This is a genomic window from Anaerobacillus sp. 63XJN7_4_ISO-PGPR-S23-413 (genome assembly GCF_056173725.1).
Map to the genome: position 1 here is coordinate 2,843,608 of NZ_CM149688.1, position 24,742 is coordinate 2,868,349.

Consider the following 24,742-nt stretch of genomic DNA (forward strand, 5'->3'; position numbering starts at 1 on the left):
AATCATTAAAGAGCCCTTATCCAAATATATCAGATAAGGGTTCTACTATTATCCTAATGCGTTTGAAAGGTCTTCAATTAAATCATCTGCATCCTCAAGTCCAACAGAAATACGTACAAGACCCTCTGTGATGCCGAGCTCATCTCGTCGATCTTTCGGAATAGAAGCGTGAGTCATGCGAGCAGGAACTGAAATTAAACTTTCCACCGCTCCTAAACTTTCAGCAAGAGTAAAATATTTCACTTTGCTTAACAGCTCATCTGCTTTATCAGCACTTCCGATATCAAAAGAGATCATACCACCAAAGCCACGAGACTGATTAACAGCGATATCATTACCTGGATGTGTACTTAGCCCAGGATAATATATTTTCTCGACTGATGGGTGATTACTAAGGAATTGGACAATTTTCGCTGTGTTTTTCTCATGCTCTTCCATACGAACCCCAAGTGTTTTCAATCCTCTAATAAGCAGCCATGAATCCTGCGGTCCAAGAATGGCACCTGCCGAATTTTGAACAAAATGCACTTCTTCCGCCAGCTCTTTTGAATTAACAACAACAAGTCCAGCAACGACATCACTATGCCCGCCTAAATACTTTGTTGCTGAGTGAAGAACGATATCAGCACCATGGTCAATTGGATTTTGCCAATAAGGCGTATTAAACGTATTATCAACGATTGTTAGAAGATTGTGGTCTTTTGCCAATTTGGAGATGGCATTAATATCGGTCACCTTCAACAACGGATTCGTTGGTGTTTCAACGTAAATCGCTTTCGTATTATCCTGAATCGCAGCTTTAACAACAGCTAAATCAGTCGTATCGACAAAAGTTGATTCAATACCAAGACGGTTTAAAACCTTTGTCATTACACGGTAAGTTCCACCGTAAACGTCATCTGTCATAACAACATGATCTCCAGAATTAAACATCATCATAACAGAGGAAATGGCTGCCATTCCGGATCCAAATGCAAATCCTGCGACGCCATTTTCAAGGTCTTTAATCAGCTCTTCTAGTGCATGACGTGTTGGATTCCCTGTTCTGGAATATTCATAGCCGTTGAACTTTCCTACAGCTTCTTGTTTGTAAGTACTTACTTGATAGATCGGTACCGATACAGCTCCAGTTTGTGGATCACCGGTAATCCCACCATGAATAAGTTTTGTTTTTGGCTTCATTGGTTAAATGCCTCCTTGATAAATCTTCTTACTTAAGTATCGTTCACTACTATCTGGAAAAATCGTAGCGATATTTGTTCCGGGACGAGCGTGCTGTGCTTCGATAAGAGCCGCCTCGAGCGCTGCTCCAGAGGAACTTCCAACTAAAAGGCCCTCTTTTTCAGCGAGCTCTTTTACACGTTTGAAGGCTACTTCATCTGTTACGGTATGAATACTATCAAAGTAGGCTTCGTCCATATAATCAGGTAGAAACTCCATACCAATCCCCTCTGTTTTATGAGGACCAGATTCTCCACCATTTAAAATGGATCCCTCGGGTTCTACAATAACGGTTTTCACATTCGCCTTCTGCTCCCTCAAATAGCGAGCTGTACCCATAAATGTTCCACCAGTTCCAGCCCCAGCTACAAAAACATCAAGCTCACCGTCAAGCTGCTTCCACAACTCTGGACCAAGTGTTTTGTAGTAGGTTAGTGGGTTAGCAGGATTACCAAACTGACGAGGCATGTATGAATTAGGGATTTCCTCAATTAGCTCTTCAGCTCGAGCTATTGCCCCTTTCATTCCAAGCTCAGTAGGGGTATTGACAATTTTCGCACCAAGCGCCCTCATTAAATCCTGTTTTTCCATACTGAATTTTTCTGGAACCACAAACATCACGGTGTACCCTCGATTAACCGCTGCAAGAGCAAGACCAATGCCTGTATTTCCAGCTGTAGGCTCAATAAATGTTCCGCCCGGGGCTATTCGATTATGATCAATCGCTTCCTGAAGTAGTTCCTGACCAAGACGATCTTTAATACTTCCCCCAGGATTATAAAACTCTAACTTTGCAAAAAGGCGAACGCCTCCTGGTAGATCAAAATGATGGAGCTCGATGACCGGAGTTCGGCCTACGAGCTCATGAATATTATGAAAGATTTCCATAGCGTGAAATCCTTTCTATTTGGCGAAGATAATGTGCCACTCATCACGATGTGTCAGCATTTCGTCTGCGATTTCTTTTGCTCCTTCTAAACTATGGTTAGCAGCCCAGCCGCATTGTACTTCGTTGCACGCTGGTACTTCTTGTGCATTTAGAACATCCTGCAATGTTTTCTCGAGTACTTCTAGAATCTCGTCGTAGTTTGAATGATTTAGAACCGCAAGATAAAACCCAGTCTGGCATCCCATCGGACCAATATCAACGACGTTTTCCATATGATTACGAATATTTTCTGCCATCAAGTGTTCGATTGAGTGTAGACCAGCCATTTCCATGTGCTCTTTGTTTGGTTGTTTGAAACGAATATCATACTTATAAATCTCATCACCATTTGGTCCTTTTGTTACGCCTACTAGACGAACATATGGTGCTGCTACCTTTGTATGATCAAGATTAAAACTTTCTACATTCATTTTTTTAGCCATTCTTACTCAACTCCTCCACTAGATTTAAAATTAAGTTTGCTGAATTAATTGAAGCTGTCTCAAGAAATTGATCGAAAGAAATATTTGATTCTTTCCCTGCAATATCAGAAAGTGAGCGGATAATCACAAAAGGTGTACCGAACTGATAACAAACTTGTGCAATCGCTCCTGCTTCCATTTCTGCAGCGTCTAGGTTCGCAAGTTTTGACCTGACATAGTCAACTCTCTCCGCATCATCCATAAAGGAATCGCCAGTCGCGATCATTCCTTTTACTACCTGATGTTCCGTTACTTTCTCAGCACTTCGCTCAGCAGCTTCAACAAGCATGCTGTTCGGTTCATAAAGAGCCGGCATTTGAGGAACCTGGCCGTATTCGTAACCAAAAATGGTTGCATCTACATCATGGTAACGAACTTCTGAAGAAATCACGATGTCGCCTACTTTTAATTCAGGATTAAATCCACCCGCAGAGCCTGTATTGAGAATGTAGTCTGGTTTAAATAGTTGATTCATTAATGTTGTTCCGATGGCCGCATTCACTTTACCAATGCCTGATTTTAAGAGAACTACCTCCTGGCCATCTATGCTTCCTGTAGTGAACTCAGATCCTGCAATCACCTGTTCTTCTCTGTGATCGAGACGGTCACGTAAAATTCTAACTTCTTCTTCCATTGCTCCAATAATACCGATCTTCATGACGAACTCCTTTACTTGTTCAATTTTTGATGGCTTCCATCAACCAAACAAAATCGTTTAGTTGAGTAAAAGTAACGTCGAATCCATGCTTTCGAAATAATGTCTCCAACACTGAAATCGTCGTATAATATTCCGACTGTAAATCTTGTAGCAAATTGTAATATCCCTTTGCTTTCACTTTCTCATGCATCTTTACTCTAGCATTGTCATCCTTAAATGCTGTATCCGCAAATACAATTTTATCATTTTGAGCCAGTAGTTGGCTATATTTGTGAATGGCGATACTTTTTTCTTCGTCAGTGAGATGGTGAAATGCATAGGTACTCACGATTGTTTGTACAGGGTTAGTCGGAGTTGGAAAATCCATAAAATCACCATCATGAAGCGTGACATGAGGTAATCTTTCACTCGCCTTTTCTCTCATCGCTTTTGATGGCTCTATACCGGTTACCGACAAGCCTTTCTTAAGTAGAATAGAAGTTAAGTTCCCTGTTCCAACGCCAAATTCTAACACGTGGCCTGAGGAAGCTTGAGCAACTGCAGATAGAATGCCGTCGTATCCCTTAAAGACATCACGATACTCTTCATCTTGACCAGACACCGTTGTGTCATACGAGTCAGCCCAGCGCTCAAATAAATCAATAAACTCTCTTCCCATTGCTGTCACATCGCTTTCCTGTTTTTAATTCATAGTATTAAGGTATGAATAATATGCATTATGGTTCTAACTTATCATATTCTTTTTTGAATATCAATTTGTATGATTTAACAAAAATGTGTACACTGTTATGTGGAAAGTATTTTAAGGAGGAGCAATAAATGAGTTTTTCCCTTGAACGGATAGATGATAAAGTAGAATTTTTCGAAGGATTTTCGCTTGAAGAAATCGAGAATAAAATTCAGACTCAGATCGATAACAACCGTGCACTGCTGCTTCAAGTTCATTCTGTTCAGCATCACGCTCTTACACATGAAAAAACAGGCAGACCTTATTACTCTGCTGTTGTTCATTTTAAAGCTAAATAAAAAAAGCAGGAGCATTTGCTCCTGCTTTTTGTTATTCTGGCTTAACACTAACCGGCTTCCAACCTTCTCCATCAACCCACTCAAGTTCGATGTAATAGACTTGATTTCCAGATCCTGCTTTACTAACACGTGCAAAGGACTTTTGTGGCCCACCATTACCACCTATTCTCCAGATCGTCATTTGATCTTCTGATAGACCCATAACAGATTCTGCAGCTTTTATTTTTTCATTCCAGTCATCAGTACCTTTGGTATAACTGGATTTATGTGGACCTGATTGCACTGTACCCACCGGCTCCCACGGTCCTTCAAGATTTGGTTCACCTGGCTCTTGATCAGCTTCTTCTTTGTCCTGGTCTTCTTTATCTTCTTTCTCTTTATCGTTCTCTTCTTTTTCTTTCTCTTCGTCAGTACTTTCATCTTTTGAACTATCTTGATCAGCGCTACTGTCAGAATCTGAATCATTGGACTCTGAATCCTTTGAGTCGGCTTCATCAGAAGTAATGGAATCGTCACTGCTCTTATTCGATTTTTCATCTGAACTTGTTTGTGCTGTTGGTTGTTCTTCACTTGCTGTTTGTTGAGAGTCGTTACCCGTAAACACAATGTTGGCAACAAGTACAAGTATCACTGCGAGAACAATTCCAATTAAACTATTTAATACGATATTTTGTTTTCTCTTTGAATGTCGGTCCCCATATCGTGATCTCAAACCCATCCACTCCTCTATTTAGCTGTTGCTCTTATTTTATCATCTCTAAATGATTCGTAGAAGGCTTGACTTTTGTTTCGTTATTGTCTCTCAAATTGTTGCAACAGCTTAACGATTGAAGCAAAAGCTTCATAAGTTTTATATTCTTTCTCCTTTCGTTCGAAATCAACAACAACCAAAGCATACTTTGGAGAATCATAAGGAAAGTAACCAGCGAACCACTGATGATCAAATGACAAATCTTCACCAAGTTCAGCAGTACCTGACTTACCAGCTACTTTTACTGGTAAATCAGCTAAATATGTACGACCGGTTCCACTTACAACTACTTCTCGAAGCGATTCTTGTAGTGACTTTACTACCTTATTCGAAAGTTTTCCGTTCAAGTTTCTTTCACTAAAACTAAGGAAAGTTGTGCCATTTTTATAAAGTATGTCACTAACGGCCCTCACCTGTTTTGCTTCTCCCTCTCTTCCAATTGTCGCCATCATATTGGCGATAGCCAGTGGACTTAACTTAACATTTAATTGCCCAATCGCTGTTTGGTCAATCGCCTTAATCACAACTTTATCTTTATCATCTTTAAAAAAGACCGGTTCCGACTCGTCGGGAAACTGTTTAAAATCTTCGTAATGATAGAGCATATCTTCCCAGCCAACAGTTTTGCCAATCCCTAGTTTTGTTGCAGTATTTTCAATCACATCCGGATCAATTTTGATGAGCTCTTCAGCAAGTTCTGTGAAAGCGGCATTGCAGCTAGCTGCAAAGCTACTCTTTAGGTTCATGATTCCTAGGTCACGGTTCCCAGGTCCATCTCGATATAAATTTAGATCACAGTTGAATGTGCGGGTGTCTTTTATCCCGTTCTCATAGGCAGCTGCTAGAATAATCGTTTTAAATACCGAACCTGGAAAATATCCTTTTACCATTTGATTGACTGCGCCTTTTCCAAGTGGATCATCCGATTCAAAGAGAGGACGACTCACCATTCCAATAAGATTGTTCGATTCGATATCAAGTAAAACTGCTCCACCATTTGTAATACCTGCTTCATCTACCGCTTCCTCAAGGCTGTTCTGGATCTCCATATCCAACGTTGTCTTCACTTGAAGGGGGTAGAAAGAGTCTGTTGTTGAAAAAAGCTTCACATCAAGTCCGAGTAGAGGATTTCCCTGACGATCAGCATGATAAAGGAGTGTGGTATCTCCTTCAGATATTAAAAAGGGATCAAAAGCAGCCTGGAGTCCTGAAATACCTAATTTAGTGTGTTCATTAATTATTCCTTCTGCCCATTTCTCAGGATATTTCGATTTGATTAGATCTGGATTTGGTCTTACACTTCCAATAACATGAGCAGCTAACGGATTTTCGTTCAATGGTTTATTTACAGCGTAAACACCCGGAATACTTAATTCGTTTATTTGCCTCATCTGTTCAGATGTTAGTCTTTTTTCATAATTAAATGGTTGCTTTCGCTTATCAAAAGAGCGGTCGATTTCATCAGGAGAAGTCTTTATAATCTTTGCTACCTCTTCAATCGGCCAGTCCCGATCTTTCAAAAACGGAAATAGTACCAAAGCTGGAATGGTCTCACTCATCGGAATACCATTTCGATCTAGCATCGTTCCCCTTCCTTCATCTAGTACATAAGATTGGGTACGCTGATCGATGCTAGCTTCTATTAAATTCACTTCATGCTTTGAATAAGATTCCGTTTCAACTAATTGTAGCTGAATCAATCGCCCAACTAGCACGAACATCAAGCACATAAAGAGGAAACCAACTCCGGTCACCCTTCTCCTACTCATACCACTCACCTCTATATGAGTGTCGACCGATGTCCCCTATTTCAAACATAAGTAACCTGGGACTTGCTGTTGACTTATAACTTTAATTCAATTGATATTCCATAGAAAAAGACAGCCGGATTGGCTGTCTTTTTAAACATTGCATTTATTAGCTAACTTCTAGAATTTCAACGCGAATTTCTCCGCCTGGAGTTTGCACGTTAACCTTTTCTCCAATTTGACGGCCGAGAAGACTTCTTGCCATAGGTGAGTCATTTGAAATTTTCCCTTCAAATGGATCAGCTTCAGCACTACCAACGATAATATATTCTTCTTCATCTCCATCTGGAATCTCAACAAATTTAACCCGCTTACCTATTGATACAACATTCGATGAGCTATTGTCTTCTTCAATAATTTCAGCATTACGAATCATATTTTCAACTGTTTGAATACGCGCCTCGACAAATGCCTGCTCATCTTTTGCAGCGTCATACTCAGAGTTCTCAGATAGATCTCCAAAACTACGAGCAATTTTAATTCGTTCTACTACTTCTTTTCTTTTCTCTGTTTTAAGGGAATCAAGTTCCTTTTCAAGCTTTTCTTTACCATCTTGTGTCATGTAATACTTTTTATCCTCTGCCATTTCTTTCACTCCTTCATCAATTAAGGGCATCAATCGTAATAAACTGTATGAAAAAAAGAGGTAAATATACCTCGTTTAATCGTTATAACATGGCTTTATCTTCGAGTATCGTATGAATCTTCGTTACCATTAGGTCGATGGCTACTCTATTCTGCCCGCCTTCTGGAACAATAATATCTGCGTAACGCTTTGTAGGTTCTATAAACTGAAGATGCATGGGGCGAACAACTGAAGTATATTGCTCTACAACAGAATCAAGCGTTCTCCCTCTGTCACGGATATCCCTAACCATTCTTCTTAAAATACGGAGATCAGCATCCGTGTCTACAAATAGCTTAATATCCATTAAATCACGGAGACGTTCATCTTCAAGAATTAGGATACCTTCCAAAATAATGACATCTTTTGGTTCGACAGGGATAATTTTATCAGATCTTGTGTGAACTGTATAGTCATAGACAGGTTTTTGAATAGGGTTATATAACATTAGTTCTTTCACATGGTCAATTAACAGGTCATTATCGAACGCTAGTGGATGGTCATAGTTTGTACCTAGTCTTTCAGGCATTGACTTTTCACTCTGATCTTTATAATAAGAATCCTGTTCAATGACTAACACTGATTGATCAGCAAACTGTTTAAATATCTCTCTTGTTACAGTGGTTTTACCTGAGCCTGAACCTCCGGCAACACCAATTACTACGGGTCTATTAACCATAATTCTTCCCCTTCTATTATAGAAAAACCGCTCGTACATACGTACGTCGGCTTTTCTTCATCATGAGTTTTTACGCTGACTAACAGCTAATCCATCTCCAATAGGATATATTGTAGTATCTAGTTCGGGATGGGATATTAAAAATTCATTATAAAGACGGAGCTTTTTTACCATTGATCTAAAGCGCTTCTCTTCGATCTCCTCTTCTGCTACCATACCTCTAAAGAGAATATTATCAGAAAACACTACTCCGCCCTTTTCTAATTGATCATAAAATTCATCAAAAAAACGCTGGTACTGACCTTTGGCCGCGTCAATGAAGAGCGCTTGATATGAACCATAGCTCTTAAGCTCATCAGCCAGCTCAAATGCATCCCCAAATAAAACGGTTATTCTATCAGAGTATCCTGCTTTTTCAATATTTGCGATCGCTTCATTATAACGAGTTTCATCTCGTTCAACAGTAAGTATAGCAGTATCTGGCAAACGCTCAGCCATACGGATTGCTGAGTAGCCAATGGCTGCACCAATTTCCAATATTCGGCCCGGTTTCAAAAAGGTCAGGAGTTGAAGCATCACATCAAGACTCGTTTGTTCCATAATTGGAACATGTTTTTCCCGTGCATATTCTTCTATCTCTTTTATTAAGTCTTCTCGATTCGGGCGTAAAGATTCCAGATATTGTTCCACATGATCGGATATCATGATCGGTCCTCCTTCATGTAACCCGAATAATTTTATCATAATCGAAAGGGGAATGGTAGTCTTACTCGCCATTCCCCATAAATTTCTTATTCTTCTTTTTCTTTCTCTTCTTTCTCTTTCTTCTTATAATACTCTGTCCACTCTTCCTTATACTTAGCAACTTTCTTATTGTGCTCTTCATTAGTCTCTGAGAACAGCGTTTCGCCACTCGGTCGAGCATAGAAATAAAGTGCTTCTGTATCGGCTGGTTCTATTGCCGCTATGATTGACGACTCACCAGGGTTGGCAATAGGGCCAATCGGCAGACCTTTTTGCTTATACGTATTATAAGGCGACTTTGCATCAAGATCATCCTGGGTGATTTCTCCTGATTGCTCTCCTCTCGCATATACAACCGTAGGATCTGTTTGTAAGATCATATTCTTATCAAGACGATTATAAAACACCTTCGAAATTTTTGTTCGATCAGCTTTTGCTGACGCTTCTTCTTCAATGATCGAAGCAAGTGTCATCATTTCATGGATGGAATAATCACGATCTTCTATTTCAGAGCGATATTTTTTTAAGACGCTATCAGTTTTGTCTAACATATCTTTCACAACGACTTCCACTGAAGGTTCTTCTTCAAAATCATAAGTAGCAGGGAAGAGATAACCCTCTAACGGATGACGAATGTCTTCATTTAAAATATCTTCTGTTAAAAACCAATATTCATTCACTAAAGCTTTCATGTATTTCTCATCATCTAATTTCTTAATAACATCTTCTTGCTTTAAGTCAAGTTCCTTCGCAATACGAGCAGCTATGTCTTCTAACCAGATTCCTTCTGGTACAGATATAGTGGCAACAGCTTCTTTCATTACTTTCCCACTCTTCATAATGGCAATAATTTCATCCATCGTCATAGAAGGTGAAAGTTCATAATCACCTGCTTGAAAGCCGCTTTCATTCTTATATTTCACGTAATAACGGAAAGCTGTGCCATCTTTAATGATGCCTTCTTCTTCCAGTTTAGCTCCAATTGAAGATGTTGAAGATCCAATTGGAATAGTCACAGCTGCTTTTTCTTTGCTATCAGAATCAACTGGTTCGAGTATGTTTTTTATGTAGAAGTAACCACCTGTTATAACGGCAGCCACCGTTATGGTTAAAAGCAGTAAAATGATAAACACTATTTTTCTTACCGTTTGATTCTCGGTCTGGCGCTTCATAAGCTTCTCTTTATACAAGTCCTTAAAATCAGACAACGCCGTGGCCCCCTTTCATTCTTCATCTATTATACTATATGTCGACATATTGTCGGCAAGGATGCCAACGTTCGCCAAAAATTATCCATTATGTATTATACAAGGTTATTTGAAAGGTTTGTAGTCATTTCCAAAAAACAGTAAGAAGATTCTTTGCCCTAAGGTATCCAAACACATAAGAAATCTTACTCAAACCGATCATGACACAGTAATTCTAAACGTATAATCAAGAAAAAAAGCTGCCGATTTTCACCGGCAGCTTTTGATTGAAATTTACTCGCTATCTTCTTCTTCTTCTTCAGAGAAAGTGTTGAGCATTTCCTCGACCATTTCCCATTCCTTATCTGATTCAATAGGGAAAAGCTTATAGTCTCGCTCTTCATTGTCCTCTTCTTCATAGCGGAAAGCATAAACTTCCACTTCCTCTTCACTATCAGCTTGATCAGCAGGAACTACAGTCATATAAGATTGACCGTTCTCAGCTACATCAAATGTAAAGAGAACTTCAAATAGATGCTCGTCTCCATTTTCATCTGGAATGATAATACGTTCTTTTTCCTCCATGTTTTCACCTCATTAATTTTGCTTGCTGTCTAAGTATCCTTGCAGAATCATAACAGCAGCCATTTTGTCGATCACTTTCTTACGCTTCTTACGACTCACATCAGCACTAATCAGCATGCGTTCTGCAGCGACGGTTGTTAGTCTTTCATCCCACATGTCAACTGGAATATTAGTCGTTGTCTGAATAAGTTCTGCAAATGCCTGGCAGGCTTCGCCACTCGGACCAATTGAGCCATTCATGTTTTTAGGAAGTCCAACGACAATCTTGCTGACATCATTCCCATTAATGATTTCCATTAAACGATCAGGAATCACATCCTGCGCTTCTGGGTTACGTTTCACGGTTTCTAATCCCTGTGCCGTCCATCCCATCGCATCGCTTAGCGCTACGCCGATTGTTTTTGTACCGACATCCAATCCAAGTGTTTTCATGCTGTCTCCTTATCCCTGATGATGAGTAAGATACGATTTCACAAGCTCTTCAATTAATTCGTCTCTTTCAAGCTTACGAATTAAGCTTCTCGCATCATTGTGTCTCGGAATGTAAGCCGGATCCCCAGAAAGGAGGTAACCCACGATCTGGTTAATCGGATTATAGCCCTTTTCTTGAAGAGCACTATAGACGGTGAGTAACACTTCCTGGACATCATGATTATATGCGTCGTCTGGAAAATTAAATTTCATTGTTTTGTCCATCGAACTCATTCCTTACACCTCTTTCTCCGATCCCCATCTAGAATCGTAACTAGTCAACTAATTCTTATTGTACACTACTAAAACCAAATTAGGAAATGGATTTCACCCAATCTGTTGTGTAAGCAAGAGCATCATCCAGTTTCTCTGGATTTTTGCCACCTGCCTGCGCCATATCCGGTCGGCCACCGCCACCGCCACCACAGCGAGTAGCAAGCTCTTTAATCAATTTCCCTGCATGATATCCCTCTTTTACGAGGTCATCTGTAATTCCAGCAGCTAACTGAACCTTCCCGTCTGCACCGCTACCAAGTACAACAATGACACTGCCAATCTGTGCCTTCAGATCATCGACAATACTACGAAGGTTATTCATATCTGTATCGATGCGTTTAGCAACTACTTTCACACCGTCTACTTCTTGAACATCTCCTGCCATCTGTTTTGCCTCAACATTTGCAAGTTTTGACGTCAATGAGTCATTTTGGCGTTGTAATTCACGAATCTGACCAAGTAGTGCTTCTGTTCTTGATGGAACATCCTTCACATTTGATTTTAACAAGTCAGCCGTATTTTTCAAAATTGATACTTGTTGATTTAGAACCTGGTAAGCTCCTTCGCTTGTTACAGCTTCAATACGACGCGTTCCTGCACCAATGCCTGATTCAGAAAGAATTTTAAACAATCCAATTTCTGCTGTATTTTGAACGTGTGTACCTCCACATAGTTCAAGACTATAATCACCAACACGTACAACGCGAACAGAATCTCCATACTTTTCACCAAACAATGCCATAGCTCCCATTGCTTTAGCTTCGTCAATAGGCTTTACCATCGTATTCACTGGAATATTAGCCCAAATTTGATCATTCACTTGTTTTTCAATCTCTTCAAGCTCTTCAGATGTAATCTGTCCAAAGTGAGAGAAGTCAAAGCGAAGTCGCTCTGAACCAACGAGTGAACCAGCCTGGTTTACATGCTCACCAAGAACATCTTTTAAAGCCTGATGAAGCAAGTGAGTTGCCGTATGATTCTTTACAATTGCAGAACGGTTCGAACGATTGATTTCAGCTGTTATTTTTGCTCCAGTTTTTATCGTTCCAGATTCTACAACCGCCGTATGGACGTGTTGGCCATTTGGCGCTTTTTGTACATCCGTTACGCGAAGTTGAACATCTTCACCACGAATGATACCAGGATCTGCAACTTGCCCGCCGCTTTCAGCATAGAAAGGCGTGCTTTGGAGAATAACCTGGATTTCGTCGCCTTCTGACGCTACCTCAGTCAGCTCTTTATCTTTTATGATTGCGACTACTTCTGTATCAACAGACCGCTCTTCATAACCGACAAAATCGCTTTCGACTGAAATGTCGCCAAGCGCGCCACCTTGAACCTGCATGGAACCTACATCCTGACGAGCATCTCTAGCACGTTTACGCTGCATTCCCATTTCCTGTTCGAAACCTGTACGATCAATTTCCATGCCTTCTTCTTCAGCATATTCCTCCGTTAATTCCACAGGGAAACCGTACGTATCATAAAGTCGAAACACATCGCTACCAGAGATGACATGATTACCAGCTTCTTTTTCTTTCTTCATAATGTCTGAAAGAATTGAGAGTCCTTCATTTAATGTTTCATAGAAGCGGTCTTCTTCATTCTTAATTACTTTTTGGATGAATTCCTTCTTCGCATTAACTTCAGGATAGAATTCAACCATGATGTCCCCAACGACTGGTACAAGTTCATACATGAATGGACGGTTAATACCAATTTGCTTAGCGAACCGAACTGCTCTTCTAAGTAATCTTCTTAGTACATATCCGCGACCTTCGTTCGATGGAAGGGCACCGTCACCAATGGCAAATGTAACTGTTCGAATATGATCAGCGACTACCTTAAATGCTGTATCTCCCTCTCTGGAATCTCCATAGTTCACTTCTGCCATTCGCTCTGTTTCACGAATGGTTGGCATAAAGAGGTCTGTATCATAGTTTGTTTTTGCATCCTGAATAACCGATACCATTCGTTCAAGTCCCATGCCCGTATCAATATTCTTCTTAGGTAATGGTGTATAAGTACCATCAGGGTTATGATTAAATTGGGAGAAAACAAGGTTCCAGATTTCAAGATAACGCTCATTCTCTCCACCAGGATAAAGTTCTTCTTTAGGATCTTCGAAACCATACTCTTCTCCACGATCATAGAAAATTTCCGTATTAGGTCCACTTGGCCCTTCCCCGATATCCCAGAAGTTACCCTCTAGACGGATGATACGCTCTTCTGGAAGTCCAATTTTCTCTTTCCAAATGGTAAATGCTTCATCATCTTCCGGATGAATTGTGACAGATAATTTATCAGCATCAAAGCCAATCCAATTCTCGCTAGTTAGGAATTCCCATCCCCATTCAATCGCTTCTTCTTTAAAATAATCTCCGATAGAGAAGTTCCCAAGCATTTCAAAGAACGTATGATGGCGTGCTGTTTTGCCTACATTCTCAATATCGTTTGTACGAATTGATTTTTGAGCATTTACAATTCTTGGGTTGTCAGGTGTTACGCGACCGTCAAAATATTTTTTAAGCGTAGCTACACCACTATTGATCCACAGTAAAGTTGGATCCTCATGTGGAACAAGAGATGCACTTGGTTCCACCGAATGACTTTTTTCTTTAAAGAAATCGATAAACATTTGTCTTACATCTGCTGATGATAAGTTCTTCATACTAATTATCCTCCTTTAGTTACTCAGTAATGGATTTTGGTGGTGGTGTTTTTTGAACGCAAAAAAACTCTCACCCCTGAATAAATCAGGGACGAGAGTTTTGTTTAAATGCTCACGCGGTACCACCCTGGTTATAGACAAAACTGTCTATCACCTCAAGCGACCGTAACGAGGTCGAGACGGCGGGGATTAACCCGCACTCAGGATTAGCTTTCTGCTGATCTTGTTCTTAAAGCTCTTACAGCCAGGGAGCTTCTCTCTAACGAATACAGTTCGTATTCAAGAATAGGGGTCAACATACTCGTTCCGTCAATGTGTTTAATTCTTAATCTCTGGGATTATTATAGTCAGAGCAGCATTCGTTTGTCAATTGCTTCATTCATCTTCGTTTCGATAGAGAAAGAGTGCTTTCAGAACCGCAAGAGCAGGCACTGCAAGAATTAGTCCGATTACGCCAGCAATCTCTCCCCCTGCAAGAAGTCCAAAAATTATGATGACCGGGTGAATGTGCAGACTTTTCCCAACAATATAGGGCGATAGAATATTACTTTCAATAAACTGAAGAACCACAATAACGATAATCGTAATGATCGTCATTTTAACTGAAACGGTCGATGCAATTAATAGTGCTGGAGCCGCGCCAAGAAAAGGTCCAAAGTATGGGATAATATCCGTTATACCAACGATAATCCCCAGTAGAATTGCATATGGAAGCTTAATCAACCAGAACCCCAGTGCCGCAAGAACACCTAACACCGAAATGACAAAAAATTGACCTCGAATATAATTACCAAGCGATTCATCTATTCGGATGAGTAGGTTCTTTCCGGGTGCTCTCCACTTAGGTGGCGTTATTCTCCATGCTGTTTTTTTTAACGTCTCAAAATCCTTCAGTAAATAGAACACGATGAAAGGAATAATCATAATGACAAAAAAAGAACTAAGTAACTTCTTTGCTAATTCAACCGCCAATGTCAATGTATTGTTAACAGCATCTTCAACATCCTGAAAAGTTTGATCAACCTTTCCTTGTAAAGCAGGAGGTAAATTTGAAGTGAAGTCATATGTATGATGCACAGCATCCCGATACATATCAATGAACATTGGAACGTTCTCCATTAACTCCTGTGACTGTTTCACAATATGAGGAAGCCCCTTAAAAATCGCATAGCCAGTACCTCCAAAAAACAGAACATAGATTAAAAGTACAGCTATCCCTCTTGGCAAACCTTCTTTATGAATTTTCTCTACAATGGGATGAAGCAAATAAGTTATAAGAGAAGCAATTAAAAATGGAACAATTAAAACAGTTAACACATCGATGATCGGATCCCAAATTGGAGAAAGCTTCAGCAATAAATAAATGCATAAAAAAACTAGCAGAAGGGTCGTTAAATAAATGATCCAGTTCAGGTTCCATTCACGCTTCACTGTCAATCCCTCCTGCTAGCAAATACCATCTACAACTCAACTCGCATATCATAGTCTTCAAATAAATCATCCAGGGATGTCAGCGATCCGTCCTCTTCCACCTGGTGTAAGGAAAGAACTCCTTTAATAATCGACATTTCCACAAAACAGTTCCAACAATAGAATTGATTTGCCCCGATTTTCCCTATATTTTTACTTTTACAATTTGGACATTCCATCTCCATATGCCTCCTAATCCAGCTATTTAAGAAGATATACACCATCCTGTCCAGTTTGAAATCATTCTATACGGCATTTGTAAAGTAATCGCTTCTTTTCAACAGAGCCTCATGTTCATAAGGCGTGAATTACCTAGTAAAGCTAAATAGAAAAAAGCCAGAGATTTTCTCTGGCTTCTACATCGACTCTTCAATTGTCTTTTGTTCCCCAATCATTTCTTGCAATTTCTCCGTTAATTGCGTGTTTCGAACCTGATCATCTTCTGTTTGGATAGCTAGTTTAATGGCCTCTTCTTCTCCACATAAAATCAAATAATCCTTACTCCTTGTAACGGCTGTATAAAGAAGATTTTTTCGTAGCATCCGATAATACCCTCTTACAATAGGAAGAACAACAATCGGAAACTCACTACCCTGGGATTTATGAATGGAGCAGCAGTAGGCATGTGTTAATTGATTAAAGTCAGGCCTGTCATAAACTACTTCTTGTCCATCAAATGAAACAACAAGCTGATCCTGCTTTTCAATATTTTCTTTCGCAAAGAATACAGAAACAACTTCGCCCATATCACCATTGTAGACATTGTCTTCAGGATTGTTTACAAGTTGAAGAACTTTATCACCGACTCGATAAACGAGATCTCCATGCAAAAGCTCTCTTCGCTGCTCTGTTGCAGGATTAAACAGCTTTTGAAGCTCCTGATTTAGCCGATCCACTCCTGCCGATCCTCGATACATTGGAGCCAGAACTTGAATATCCCGAGGAGAGTATCCCTTCTTTAATGCATTGCCACACACTTGCGAGACAACCTCTATAATCTGTGCTTGGGAACAAGGAAAGAACCTCCGATCAGGCGTTGGTTTCCGAAACTCTTCTGGAAGCTCTCCTTCTTTAATAGAGTGCGCGAGATCAATAATCGAAGAGCCTTCAGCTTGTCGATAAATGTCCGTCAGTTTACTAACGGGAACTGCATGTGAATCGATCATATCCTTGAGCACCTGTCCTGGCCCTACCGAAGGAAGTTGGTCTTCATCACCAACAACAATCACTTGAATTTGAGATGGTAAGGATTTAAATAATTGATTGGCAAGCCACACGTCAACCATGGATACTTCGTCGACAATTAACAACCTGCCTTCAATCGGATTATTCTCATCATGCTCAAATCCCGCCTCACCTTTCCACCCAAGTAATCTATGTATCGTAAAAGCCGGTAGTCCTGTTGCTTCACTCATCCGTTTCGCTGCTCTTCCTGTTGGTGCTACAAGTAGCACTGGAAACGGCTTATCCTTTGAGTAATCTTTCGGTTCGAGTGAAAGTCCATTTAACTCAGCATAGAGCTCCACAATCCCTTTAATAACCGTGGTTTTCCCCGTACCTGGTCCGCCAGTTAAAATCATAAACGGAGAAGCGATTGCTTTTTGTACCGCTTCACGCTGTGAGGGAGCGTATTGAATACCAAGTCGTTCTTCAAGGTCTCCTAGAGCGCGATAGAATTCAGATTCCGGAAAAGAGTCAGCATACTCCGTTTGCGACATCACATTATTTAATCCAGTCACAAGACCTTTTTCAGCATAGTAAAGTGAATGTAAATAGATTCTCTCTCGATCAAGAATCAATTTATCACTCTCGTAAAGAGAGATCAGTTCCCTTGAAATATCTGCTTCATCAAGCTTATCACCTAGTAACTCATTCACAGATTGAATCAATGCATCGTACTCAAGATACACATGTCCCTCCTGTAACGTTTGTTCATTTAACGTATGAAGACATGCTGCCCGAATGCGATCAGGATGCTTTCCTTCAATACCAATCGATCTCCCTAAATCATCCGCACGTCGAAAACCAATACCTTCCACATCTTGAATAAGCTGATATGGATTTTTCTCAACAATCTCGAGCGTTTCTTGCTTATAGGCTTTAAAAATTTTCATCGATAGTCTCGGTCCAAATCCTAACTCAGTTAATCGAATCATAATTTGGTCAAGCCCCTGATGCTCCATTAGAGAATCATATAGTCCCTTTGCTTTTTCTTCAGATAGCTTTGGAACCTTACTTAATATTGATGGATCACGCATAATTTTAGCTATGGCGCGCTCACCTAACACATCAACAATCGATTCAGCTGTCTTTTCACCAATTCCATGGAATAAATCACTAGATAAATATTGGATAAGCCCTGGCTTTGATTCAGGCATCTGTCTCTCAAATGATTCAACAGCATACTGTTTCCCATAACGGGGATGATCCGTAAAGCGTCCGTAAAATACATACGTCTCATCTTCAAGAAGTCGAGGAATCATTCCATTCACGACGACTTCTTTCTCATCATAAGGTTCGTTCGTTTCAGAAATCCGAAGTCTTGCCACTCCATACAAACTATCTTCATTAAAAAAAATCATTTGAATGGGTCTTCCTTTGATATACCCTTTTTGTGGCTGATCCATAAGATCTTCTCTCCAATAACTTAAAATTTAATTGTTATTGTTCATCGCTTGTTCCATTTGTTTCTTCCCGTTTCCTGCTAAGAGATGATCTGGTTGGATAGCGAGTGCACGATCAAAACAGCTTATTGCTTTCGTCAAATTTTCTTGATAAGCATAGCTCACACCTAAATTAAACCACGCATCGGCATGATCCGGATCCTCTTCAACGACTCTCTCAAACTGAGGAAGCGCTACATCGATTGCCCCATCTTGCGCGAGACAAAGTGCATACTGAAAACGCGCTTCCGTATCTTCCTCATTGAGCTCAACAGCTCTCTGGAAGAAAGGTAATGCTAATCGAAGTGCATCCTGCATCATAAAGCACTGACCAATCATAAAGTGAACATCACTTTGGTCAAGCCCCTGCTGGATTGCTTTCTGGTACATGTCTGCAGCGTCTTTATACTGCTCTAGTTCAAAGAATGCGTTTCCTGCGCCATAATAAGCAGTCCCCTGCGTTTCATCCAAATCAATCGCTTTTTCAAAATATGCGACAGCCTGCTTAATTTCTCCTGCCTGTGCGAGGAGATTTCCAATATTCGTATAAGCAACTGGATCTTTAGGATTCTCTTCTATTGCTTCATAAAGTAGCGTTACAGCTTTTTCTAATTGTCCATTATTCATTGCTTCAATCGCTTGTTCATTTTTATTACTCATTTAAAAAAACTCCTTATTTCTTTAACTTAATCTCTAGTTTAGCATAAGTTAGCGGCGGTTTCTCCACCTAAAAAACAGCCTCATTTCATTTCGAAATGAGGCTAATTGTTAAACGTATGTTAGTTCACTTGCATTCTTAAATACTTGATCAATCGTTGCTCCGCCGAGACACTCATCACCGTTATAGAAAACAACGGCTTGTCCAGGTGTAATAGCGCGTACTGGTTCATCAAATGTTACTTTCAAGCGATCGTCATCCAGCTTTTCCACCGTAACGCCTGAATCTTTTTGACGATAGCGGAATTTCGCTGTGCAAGAGATATGCTCTTCTATCGGAAGATTCGAAACCCAGCTTGAATTCACTGCAATAAGGGAATCAGAGTATAAGAGATCATTATGGAAACCCTGGTCAACATAAAGAACATTATCGTCAAGATTCTTACCTACCACGAACCACGGTTCACCGTCGCCACCAATTCCAAGGCCATGACGCTGACCAATTGTATAATACATCAATCCATCATGTTGTCCTTTTTCTTCTCCACCAAGCGTCATCATTTTGCCTGGTTGAGCAGGAAGATATTGTCCAAGAAATTCTTTGAAATTACGCTCGCCGATAAAGCAAATTCCTGTGCTATCCTTTTTCTTAGCTGTAGCAAGACCCGCTTCTTCCGCAATCTCTCGAACTTTTTTCTTCTCGATGCCTCCAAGCGGGAACATTACTTTAGAAAGTTGCTCTTGCGTGAGCTGATTCAAAAAGTAAGTTTGATCTTTATTGTCGTCTACACCACGAAGCATTTTGACTTCTCCGTCGCGTTCGACCACTTGCGCATAGTGCCCTGTCGCAAGGTAATCTGCTCCAAGCGTTAGTGCATGTTCAAGAAATGCTTTGAATTTAATTTCTTTGTTGCACATAACATCAGGATTTGGTGTACGCCCACCTTTATATTCATCTAGGAAATAAGTAAACACTTTATCCCAGTATTGCTTCTCGAAGTTGACTGCGTAGTACGGAATGCCGATCTGGTTGCATACACGAATAACATCATCGTAATCTTCTGTTGCTGTGCATACCCCGTTTTCGTCGGTGTCGTCCCAGTTTTTCATAAAAATGCCGATCACGTCATAGCCTTGTTCTTTCAACATTAATGCAGCTACTGATGAATCAACACCTCCGGACATTCCAACCACGACTCGTATATCTTCATTCTTACGTGCTGCCATGGTTGCACCTCCTCTTCTTTAACACAAATTGTGTCCTGACTATTTTATAACTTCTTCAAACGATTGACAATCTTAACGACTTCACTCGCAGCTTTTGTGGCATCTTCAATTGCATTTCCATATCCAAAGCTAAAACGAATGGCCGTTTGTGTTCTCTCATTATCACCAAACATCGCTGTCAACACATGTGAAGGTTCATGCGATCCAGCCGTACAGGCCGAACCACTCGATACTGCAATACCTGCAAGATCTAGATTCATTAACATCGGTTCCACTTTTGCATCTAAAAAACTAACATTGAATACATGTGGAAGAATATGATCCTGATCACCGTTGATACGATAAGGAATGGATGCTTCTTCAAAAACACCTAGCATCACTTGCTTCATATTCTGATAAAGCTCCACTTTCGCTTCTCGATCAATCCGCATTAATTCAGCTGCCTTCTCCATTCCTACAATGCCAGCAACGTTCTCCGTACCTGCTCGTCGTTTTCTCTCCTGTTCACCGCCAAATGAATGAGGCAACAGCTTTGTCCCATCCTTAACATAAAGAAAGCCAACGCCCTTTGGACCGTTGATTTTATGTGCTGAAACAGAAAGAAGATCTACGCCAAGTTGCTTTACATCAAGATCGATTAAGCCATACGCTTGAACGGCATCGGTATGAAACAGAATATCAGAATCGTTTGCCAACCTGGCGATCTCTGCAATTGGCTGTACTGTCCCAACTTCATTATTACCATACATAACTGTTATTAAGATTGTCTCTGGCCGAATCGCCTTTTCTAGATCATCTATAAAAATTCTACCATTCTCATCTACAGGTAAGTACGTTACAACATATCCTTCTTTTTCAAGTACTTTACAAGCATTCAGTGCAGCATGATGCTCAATCTCTGTTGTGATAATATGGTTTCCTTTAGCAAGGTTTCCTTTAGCAGCTCCTACAATTGCTAGATTATCTGCTTCTGTACCCCCACTTGTGAAAATAATTTCATTAGCTCGAGCATGAATACTGCTCGCAAGATTGTTTCTCGCTTCATCAAGTGCATGACGCGACTTACGGCCAAACTGATGAATACTTGAAGGATTACCAAAATCACTTTTTAGTGATGAAACCATCGCTTCAATAACATCGGGATGGACCGGAGAGGTCGCAGCATGATCCATATAAATTGCACTCATTATTAGTCACCTCTTACTACCAGCAGTGAGCCGGCTACTAAATATAAAACATATAACTATCTTGCTCTCCTTCACCTTCATAGGTGGCAAGATCTTCTAGCGTTGTAGAATCGAGAACATCTTTCACAGCGTCTCGTATTTTTAACCACAGATCACGTTTAGCAGGTTCTTCATCGTCCATAACTTCAACAGGACTAATGGGTCCTTCTAGAACACGAATGATATCTCCCGCTGTAATTGAACTTGCTTCTTGCGCTAGAATATAACCACCATATGCCCCTCTAACACTCTTAACAAGACCAGCATTTCTTAATGGAGCGACTAGCTGTTCAAGGTAATGCTCTGATAAATCTTTGCTTCTAGCAATGGACTTTAAAGAAATCGGACCATCACCGTGCTTTTTTGCTAACTCCATCATAATTGTTAATCCGTATCTTCCTTTTGTTGATATCTTCAAACCTGCCACCTCTTTCTATCAATCGAGCCACAAGTTTTTTGCACTGTGGCAATGAATAACCCACAATTGGCCCTATCGTAATACAAAACAAAAGTGTTCCCACATGAATAGGACCATTCAAAAGCCATCCAAGAGAAAGGACAACTATTTCCATAGTAAGTCGGATATGTTGTACCTTCCATCCCGTTCGTTCTGTTAATACAAGCATCAAACTATCTCTTGGACCTGCTCCACGATCTGCTGCAATATAGAGACCGATGCCGTACCCCATGATCAGAATACCACTAACAAGCATAACCAATTTGCCTATCAAATGATCCGGAGTTTTAAAAAAAGGAACCCATATATAAATATCGATAAACACACCTACAAGCAGCATGTTTAGAAAAGCACCTAATTTTGGCCAGGTTCGATCTAATAATGAAGTCGAGCCTATAATCAGAAAACCAATTAGAATTGACCATGTGCCAATTGTTAATCCAAACTGCTGATACAGTCCAATATGGAAGACATCCCATGGCGCGCTACCGAATTCAGCTTTAATCATCAGAGAAATGCCAAAAGCCATAACCAAAAGACCTAATACAAATATTCCCCAGCTCATCCAGAACCATGGTATGCCTTTGTTATCTGGTTTCATCTCATCCCTCTTAACTCAATCTTCTCTCATCTATTTAGCCATTGATTCTGTTAGTAAACCTTCGCTATTATAGCACGAACCGGTTTTTCTTGCATTTCCAAAACCCGTATAGTATGTTTCAAATAACTATGAAAGGACGGGTGTTCTATGGATTTATTTGATTACCCAAAAGAAAACAACAATACTTCTTCTGGACCTCTCGCTAGCAGAATGCGACCTAGATCCATTGAAGAATTTATCGGCCAAGACCATATTATTGGTGATGGCAAATTATTGAGAAGAGCCATCCAAGCTGATCAACTTACTCCAATGATTTTTTTCGGTCCACCAGGAACCGGTAAAACAACACTTGCACGTATTATAGCCAACACTACATCTGCTCATTTCGAACAGTTAAATGCTGTTACTTCAGGAGTAGCTGACATTAGAAGACTCACGTCTGAAGCAAAAGATCGCTTAAAGCTTGATGATCAAAAAACGGTGCTCTTTATAGATGAAATCCATCGCTTTAATAAATCACAGCAGGATGCACTTCTTCCTTTTGTTGAAGATGGAACGATCGTGTTAATCGGAGCAACAACAGAAAGCCCAATGTTTGAAATTAATGCGGCTCTTCTTTCTCGTTCAAGATTATTTCGATTTGAACATCTTAATGAAACAACTATTAAAAACATTCTTTATCAGGCGATTAACGACAAGGATCGCGGCTTTGGAAGATACGATGTTGAAATCGAGGATGAAGCCATTGAGCATCTCATAGACGTTTCTAATGGAGACGCTAGAACAGCTCTAAACGCGTTAGAACTCGCCATCCTTACAACGACTCCAAATAAAGATGGGAAGCTTGTAATTAGTCTTGCAATTGCAGAAGAATCCATCCAGCAACGCGTGCTTCAATATGACAAGGATAGCGATAATCACTACGATACCGTTTCGGCCTTTATTAAAAGTATACGAGGATCTGATCCAGACGCTACGCTTTACTGGTTAGCAAAAATGATCTATGCAGGTGAAGATCCTAGATTTATCGCGAGACGCCTTTATGTCCATGCTGCCGAGGATGTTGGATTAGCCGACCCAAACGCACTTCTGATTGCCCATGCGGCCAGCTATGCGGTCGAATTTATCGGTATGCCGGAAGCTAGAATTCCACTAGCCGAAGCAGCGTTATATCTTGCCACCGCTCCAAAAAGCAATGGGGTGATTTCAGGTATAGATGCTGCACTTGCAGCAGTAAAAAAAGAAAAAAACGGAACAGTTCCTATTCATTTACGTGACTCACACTACAAAGGAGCTTCAGAACTAGGGCATGGGATTGACTACAAATTCCCGCATGACTATCCAGGAGGATATGTCCCTCAACAGTACCTTCCTGATCACATGGTCAGAAAAACGTTCTATAAACCTACTGAGCGCGGGCACGAAAGAACGATCCAAAAGAGACTTGATTATTTCGCTGAACGCATCAAATCCGATAGCAAGAAATCTTAACAGCAGGGCTTATGCTCTGCTGTTTTTTCTATTCACTCTTGCAATCTACCTCAAATTTACAAGACTTCTGTATAAATTCTTCCATACTGGCAAAGCTATGATTACTTTCAAAACGCAAAAATGTTAATCACATAAAGGAGCTGAATGAAAATGAAAGTAAGACAAGATGCCTGGTCTCATGAAGATGATTTAATGCTTGCCGAAACAGTGCTGCGGCATGTAAGAGAAGGCAGTACGCAATTAAAAGCCTTTGATGAAGTTGGTGATCGACTAAGTCGCACATCAGCCGCTGTAGGATTCCGCTGGAATGCCATTGTCCGCGAAAGATACGAGCAGGCCTTAAAGCTAGCGAAAAAGCAGCGAAAAGAAATGAAACGAGCCGAACGAAGGCAGCCTGAATACACAAATAAAGAAACACATACGACTGTTTCCACCCAAGAACAACCAATCTCACAACCATTAATTGAAACTTCAATATCATATACCGAACCGGTACAAATGAAAAAAGAAATGACTATGAGAGAAGTAATCTCATTCTTATCAAACTTAGAACAATCCGCTTCCTCAACAAACAGACTTAGAACAAATGTCGAGAAACTAGAATCAGAGAATCAACACCTAAAAGAAGAAAACACCCTTCTTCATCAAAAAATCAAAACACTCGAGAACGAACAACAAATCATGAAAGAAGATTACCAATCCCTCATCCAAATCATGGACCGAGCCAGAAGAATGGTCGTCCTAAACGACAACGAAGACCACAACGTCCCAACATTTAAAATGGATAAGAATGGGAACCTAGAAAAAGTCGCAAGGTGAAAACGAAAAGCAGAAGTGG

At 40.3% G+C, this 24,742-nt stretch carries 26 protein-coding genes; 3 read left to right on the forward strand and 23 right to left on the reverse strand.

Going from position 1 to position 24,742, the window contains the following annotated elements; genetic code table 11:
- Nucleotides 1–48 precede the first annotated feature (48 nt).
- Genes AC0VYO_RS15095 through AC0VYO_RS15115 form a run of 5 tightly spaced genes read right to left on the reverse strand, consistent with a single transcriptional unit; the run spans nucleotide 49 to nucleotide 3,947 of the window.
- Nucleotides 49–1,182, reverse strand: coding sequence for a bifunctional cystathionine gamma-lyase/homocysteine desulfhydrase (locus tag AC0VYO_RS15095; protein ID WP_194219457.1), 1,134 nt, complete (start codon nucleotides 1,180–1,182; stop codon nucleotides 49–51).
- Nucleotides 1,183–1,185: 3 nt separating this feature from the next.
- Nucleotides 1,186–2,109, reverse strand: a complete 924-nt coding sequence (locus tag AC0VYO_RS15100) for a PLP-dependent cysteine synthase family protein (RefSeq protein WP_194219456.1) — start codon at nucleotides 2,107–2,109, stop codon at nucleotides 1,186–1,188.
- 15 nt (nucleotides 2,110–2,124) lie between these two features.
- Nucleotides 2,125–2,592: an S-ribosylhomocysteine lyase gene (locus tag AC0VYO_RS15105; protein WP_194219455.1), complete on the reverse strand. Its 468-nt coding sequence runs from the start codon at nucleotides 2,590–2,592 to the stop codon at nucleotides 2,125–2,127.
- Nucleotides 2,585–3,289, reverse strand: a complete 705-nt coding sequence (gene mtnN / locus AC0VYO_RS15110; protein ID WP_194219454.1) for a 5'-methylthioadenosine/S-adenosylhomocysteine nucleosidase — start codon at nucleotides 3,287–3,289, stop codon at nucleotides 2,585–2,587. Before mtnN ends, AC0VYO_RS15105 begins: the two co-directional genes overlap by 8 nt.
- Before the next feature lie 19 nt (nucleotides 3,290–3,308).
- Nucleotides 3,309–3,947 (reverse strand): class I SAM-dependent DNA methyltransferase, encoded by a 639-nt coding sequence (locus AC0VYO_RS15115; RefSeq protein ID WP_194219453.1) that lies wholly within the window; start codon nucleotides 3,945–3,947, stop codon nucleotides 3,309–3,311.
- Between the two features lie 161 nt (nucleotides 3,948–4,108).
- Here AC0VYO_RS15115 and AC0VYO_RS15120 point away from each other — a divergent pair, with 161 nt between their 5' ends.
- The gene (locus AC0VYO_RS15120) at nucleotides 4,109–4,315 is read left to right on the forward strand and encodes a YrzA family protein (RefSeq protein ID WP_194219452.1); all 207 of its coding nucleotides are present in this window, start codon (nucleotides 4,109–4,111) and stop codon (nucleotides 4,313–4,315) included.
- Nucleotides 4,316–4,346: 31 nt separating this feature from the next.
- On the opposite strand, the gene AC0VYO_RS15125 is transcribed toward AC0VYO_RS15120, so the two are convergent.
- The 18 genes from AC0VYO_RS15125 to AC0VYO_RS15210 form a co-directional block, all read right to left on the reverse strand.
- A complete protein-coding gene (locus AC0VYO_RS15125; protein WP_475365532.1) occupies nucleotides 4,347–5,027 on the reverse strand; it encodes a YrrS family protein in 681 nt (226 codons plus the stop codon).
- 80 nt (nucleotides 5,028–5,107) lie between these two features.
- Nucleotides 5,108–6,796 carry a peptidoglycan D,D-transpeptidase FtsI family protein gene (locus AC0VYO_RS15130; protein ID WP_475367768.1) on the reverse strand — a complete coding sequence of 563 codons (1,689 nt, stop codon included), beginning with the start codon at nucleotides 6,794–6,796 and terminating at the stop codon, nucleotides 5,108–5,110.
- A gap of 187 nt (nucleotides 6,797–6,983) precedes the next feature.
- The gene (gene greA / locus AC0VYO_RS15135) at nucleotides 6,984–7,460 is read right to left on the reverse strand and encodes a transcription elongation factor GreA (protein WP_194219449.1); all 477 of its coding nucleotides are present in this window, start codon (nucleotides 7,458–7,460) and stop codon (nucleotides 6,984–6,986) included.
- An 82-nt stretch (nucleotides 7,461–7,542) separates the two neighbouring features.
- Entirely contained in the window at nucleotides 7,543–8,178 is a 636-nt protein-coding gene (udk, locus tag AC0VYO_RS15140; protein WP_194219448.1) for a uridine kinase, read from the reverse strand.
- Between the two features lie 60 nt (nucleotides 8,179–8,238).
- Complete coding sequence (locus tag AC0VYO_RS15145) at nucleotides 8,239–8,883, reverse strand: O-methyltransferase (protein ID WP_475365534.1); 645 nt, start codon at nucleotides 8,881–8,883, stop codon at nucleotides 8,239–8,241.
- An 86-nt stretch (nucleotides 8,884–8,969) separates the two neighbouring features.
- Complete coding sequence (gene mltG, locus AC0VYO_RS15150) at nucleotides 8,970–10,130, reverse strand: endolytic transglycosylase MltG (protein WP_242057264.1); 1,161 nt, start codon at nucleotides 10,128–10,130, stop codon at nucleotides 8,970–8,972.
- Between the two features lie 273 nt (nucleotides 10,131–10,403).
- Nucleotides 10,404–10,694: a DUF1292 domain-containing protein gene (locus tag AC0VYO_RS15155; protein ID WP_475365535.1), complete on the reverse strand. Its 291-nt coding sequence runs from the start codon at nucleotides 10,692–10,694 to the stop codon at nucleotides 10,404–10,406.
- 12 nt (nucleotides 10,695–10,706) lie between these two features.
- The gene (gene ruvX, locus AC0VYO_RS15160; protein ID WP_226614489.1) at nucleotides 10,707–11,126 is read right to left on the reverse strand and encodes a Holliday junction resolvase RuvX; all 420 of its coding nucleotides are present in this window, start codon (nucleotides 11,124–11,126) and stop codon (nucleotides 10,707–10,709) included.
- 9 nt (nucleotides 11,127–11,135) lie between these two features.
- Nucleotides 11,136–11,399, reverse strand: coding sequence for an IreB family regulatory phosphoprotein (locus AC0VYO_RS15165; protein WP_048312684.1), 264 nt, complete (start codon nucleotides 11,397–11,399; stop codon nucleotides 11,136–11,138).
- A gap of 79 nt (nucleotides 11,400–11,478) precedes the next feature.
- Complete coding sequence (alaS, locus tag AC0VYO_RS15170; protein WP_475367769.1) at nucleotides 11,479–14,112, reverse strand: alanine--tRNA ligase; 2,634 nt, start codon at nucleotides 14,110–14,112, stop codon at nucleotides 11,479–11,481.
- Nucleotides 14,113–14,487: 375 nt separating this feature from the next.
- Entirely contained in the window at nucleotides 14,488–15,543 is a 1,056-nt protein-coding gene (locus tag AC0VYO_RS15175) for an AI-2E family transporter (RefSeq protein WP_242057263.1), read from the reverse strand.
- A 29-nt stretch (nucleotides 15,544–15,572) separates the two neighbouring features.
- Nucleotides 15,573–15,761: a hypothetical protein gene (locus AC0VYO_RS15180; protein WP_194219443.1), complete on the reverse strand. Its 189-nt coding sequence runs from the start codon at nucleotides 15,759–15,761 to the stop codon at nucleotides 15,573–15,575.
- A gap of 177 nt (nucleotides 15,762–15,938) precedes the next feature.
- Nucleotides 15,939–18,209, reverse strand: a complete 2,271-nt coding sequence (recD2, locus tag AC0VYO_RS15185; RefSeq protein WP_194219442.1) for an SF1B family DNA helicase RecD2 — start codon at nucleotides 18,207–18,209, stop codon at nucleotides 15,939–15,941.
- Nucleotides 18,210–18,236: 27 nt separating this feature from the next.
- On the reverse strand, nucleotides 18,237–18,905 hold the full coding sequence (locus tag AC0VYO_RS15190) for a tetratricopeptide repeat protein (protein WP_194219441.1): 669 nt from the start codon (nucleotides 18,903–18,905) through the stop codon (nucleotides 18,237–18,239).
- 108 nt (nucleotides 18,906–19,013) lie between these two features.
- Nucleotides 19,014–20,129: a tRNA 2-thiouridine(34) synthase MnmA gene (gene mnmA / locus AC0VYO_RS15195; RefSeq protein ID WP_194219440.1), complete on the reverse strand. Its 1,116-nt coding sequence runs from the start codon at nucleotides 20,127–20,129 to the stop codon at nucleotides 19,014–19,016.
- Between the two features lie 44 nt (nucleotides 20,130–20,173).
- The gene (locus AC0VYO_RS15200) at nucleotides 20,174–21,316 is read right to left on the reverse strand and encodes a cysteine desulfurase family protein (protein WP_475367770.1); all 1,143 of its coding nucleotides are present in this window, start codon (nucleotides 21,314–21,316) and stop codon (nucleotides 20,174–20,176) included.
- Between the two features lie 37 nt (nucleotides 21,317–21,353).
- Entirely contained in the window at nucleotides 21,354–21,773 is a 420-nt protein-coding gene (gene cymR, locus AC0VYO_RS15205; RefSeq protein ID WP_160918687.1) for a cysteine metabolism transcriptional regulator CymR, read from the reverse strand.
- Nucleotides 21,706–22,413 (reverse strand): YczE/YyaS/YitT family protein, encoded by a 708-nt coding sequence (locus AC0VYO_RS15210; protein ID WP_475365539.1) that lies wholly within the window; start codon nucleotides 22,411–22,413, stop codon nucleotides 21,706–21,708. The genes cymR and AC0VYO_RS15210 overlap by 68 nt, the downstream gene beginning before the upstream one ends.
- Before the next feature lie 147 nt (nucleotides 22,414–22,560).
- On the opposite strand from AC0VYO_RS15210, the gene AC0VYO_RS15215 reads away from it, so the two are divergent.
- Both AC0VYO_RS15215 and AC0VYO_RS15220 read left to right on the forward strand, forming a co-directional pair.
- Complete coding sequence (locus AC0VYO_RS15215) at nucleotides 22,561–23,904, forward strand: AAA family ATPase (protein ID WP_194219437.1); 1,344 nt, start codon at nucleotides 22,561–22,563, stop codon at nucleotides 23,902–23,904.
- A gap of 150 nt (nucleotides 23,905–24,054) precedes the next feature.
- On the forward strand, nucleotides 24,055–24,723 hold the full coding sequence (locus tag AC0VYO_RS15220; RefSeq protein ID WP_430244084.1) for an RsfA family transcriptional regulator: 669 nt from the start codon (nucleotides 24,055–24,057) through the stop codon (nucleotides 24,721–24,723).
- Nucleotides 24,724–24,742: the final 19 nt, after the last annotated feature.